The sequence below is a fragment of the Streptococcus mitis genome (assembly GCF_001579035.1).
In the GTDB taxonomy this organism is placed as follows: domain Bacteria; phylum Bacillota; class Bacilli; order Lactobacillales; family Streptococcaceae; genus Streptococcus; species Streptococcus mitis_J.
In genome coordinates, this window is sequence record NZ_KQ970286.1 from 185,344 (window position 1) to 187,633 (window position 2,290).

Genomic DNA, 2,290 nt, shown 5'->3' on the forward strand with positions numbered 1-2,290 from the left:
AGAAAAGGAAAATGCAAACGTGGGTACACTATTAGCAACAAGATTAAAAAATAGACGAAAAGAATTAAAAATGTCTCAGCGAGAATTGGCTGAGGGGATATGTAAACAGGGACAGATTAGTCGATTAGAGAATGGAGAATTTACTCCAGGAGCAGACTTTTTATATGCTCTGTCTAAGAAGTTAAAAATTAGTATAGATTATTTTTTTAATGAGCAGATTGTAGAAGAGATTGATGAGTTATTAGAGTTTAAAAAGTTAGCCCAGACATTTATCACAAATCGAAATTATGAGTCTTTGAAATATATATATGAATTAGAGAGTGTAAAGGTACATCGCTTGTCTCTAGTCAATAAATTTTATATGGAGTGGATAAAATCTCTTATAGATTTTTATTTCTATGGGCAAAAAGAGGAGGCTGTGGCAAGATTGGAGAAGGTACTGTCTCAGTTAAGTGTAACTGACTTGACCTACCTTCAAGTTGCAAATACTCTATTCAATTTTTATTATGATATTGAAGATTTAGAGAGTTTTAATGAAATTAGAGAAAAGTTAGAGTATCAAGTAAATCAACTCAAGTTAAACACAATCGAAGAATTAAACCTTTCTATTAAATTTAATTATAATGTTTGTCGCTATCTATGGTTGCAGAATAATACTGAAGAGGCTATTACTAAAATCACAGATACGATAAAGCAATGTAAGACGTATAGAACAACATATCTTTTGGCTGATTTGTATGTATTGATGGGAAATGTAAGTAAGAATTTTTCTTCTAAAGTTGCAGTAAAAGGATACTTTGAAACGGCTTATTTCCTGTATAAGCTTGAGGGAAATATGTCAATGGCTCTTAAAATCGAGCATTACATTGCAGATATAACAGGATAGTAAAGACGATGTTCAATTAAGCATCGCTTTTTTAATCCAAAAGGATACAAATATGTATTTAATAAAAATAAATAAAAAAATATTATCAAAAATCTTGACAGTATTATATTGAAGTGCTACAATGAGTGCAAGAAAATATTAGGCTTTGTGTCCATAAAACATCTCCAGAAACTTACTATAGACTGAGTGAATGTAAAGAGACTTTAGCTTTTGAAGAATTGAGAGGTAAAATTAATGAATGAATTAGAAGTTAGATTTGAACTCAACGATGAGAGGGATTATAATAATGCTATTTCATATTTAGAAAAATCTTATAAATTTAAGTGTGAAAATAAGCAAGTTGATGAATATTTTAAAACAAAAGGAAGAGAATTTGAAAATGATGAGGTAGGTAGCTTTATCTACAGAATTCGCCAAGAAGATGATAATAGAGCAAGTATTTTCACAAGAAAAGATACGATAAAACAAGGAATGTGGAGTGAAAGTGAAATAGAGTTGGAATCTGAAAAATTAGAATTTGTAAGGAATATCTTGCAAGATGGTTTTTCAAATATTTTCACAATAAGTAAATATAGAAAGACTTATCATGATGCATTAGAAAATAAAACGATTAATCTAGATAAGATTGATGGTCTTGGATTTTATCTTGAAATAGAGATTTTAGGAGATTTTTCAAAAGAAGATTATAATAATTTCTATGAGAAAATGTGCGGAGAGTTCTCGTTTTTAAATTCAAAAATAGAAACAAAGGGCTATGTCCAATTAATGAGAGAAAAAAATGAACGTAATTGAAATTATCAAATAGTCTTGTTGGAATTGTATACTCAATTGCTGGATTTGGTAGTTTGATAGCAGTAACTCTTCTTTCTACTTTTTTGAATAAGAAGGATGCCTTTATCTTGATGAATGTATCAATGGCAACGATCCCACTTGTCATTATGGCAAGTGGAATAGTAGAAAATTGGATATTTTTTGGAATTTGTTATTCAATTTTGAGTGGACTAATTACAATAGCTTCTATCTCGATTACAACAATACAGCAACAAGAAAGTACTGAGTATAATATTGGTAAAATACTTTCTAGTTCTTTTGTAATAGCTACCATTTTTGCTCCTTTTGGAGGGATACTGGCTGCTTATTTTAATTGGCTTTTAAATCCGAGATTAAGTCTAGTTCTTTTGGGATTACTAAGTAGTTTATTGGTTATTCTTATAAAGAGTTATGAAAAAAAGCTAGCTAAGAAAAGAACTGCAATATTTATAAAGGAAGATTAGTGGATCGATTATCACTTGAAAAAATAATATTAATTCGTAGTAAAATAAAAAATTGAAAAAGGTTTTACATAATGTACTACCTAATTCAGATTTAATAATTATTGAGGGGATAGAACTAGAAACCAAAAAT

The 2,290-nt window shown here is 29.1% G+C and carries 3 protein-coding genes; all 3 read left to right on the forward strand.

Annotation, left to right across the window (positions count from 1 at the left end):
• The first annotated feature begins 19 nt into the window (after positions 1–19).
• The 3 genes from SMIDD26_RS03215 (at position 20) to SMIDD26_RS03225 (ending at position 2,160) form a co-directional block, all read left to right on the forward strand.
• Positions 20–886, forward strand: a complete 867-nt coding sequence (locus tag SMIDD26_RS03215; protein ID WP_061438891.1) for a helix-turn-helix domain-containing protein — start codon at positions 20–22, stop codon at positions 884–886.
• A gap of 234 nt (positions 887–1,120) precedes the next feature.
• Positions 1,121–1,678, forward strand: coding sequence for a CYTH domain-containing protein (locus SMIDD26_RS03220; RefSeq protein WP_061438892.1), 558 nt, complete (start codon positions 1,121–1,123; stop codon positions 1,676–1,678).
• On the forward strand, positions 1,675–2,160 hold the full coding sequence (locus SMIDD26_RS03225) for an MFS transporter (protein ID WP_246746873.1): 486 nt from the start codon (positions 1,675–1,677) through the stop codon (positions 2,158–2,160). The genes SMIDD26_RS03220 and SMIDD26_RS03225 overlap by 4 nt, the downstream gene beginning before the upstream one ends.
• Positions 2,161–2,290: the final 130 nt, after the last annotated feature.

Excerpts from the sequence above, each read along its gene's own strand:
- SMIDD26_RS03220 (WP_061438892.1), top strand. The coding sequence starts at position 1,121 with ATGAATGAATTAGAAGTTAGATTTGAACTCAACGATGAGAGGGATTAT.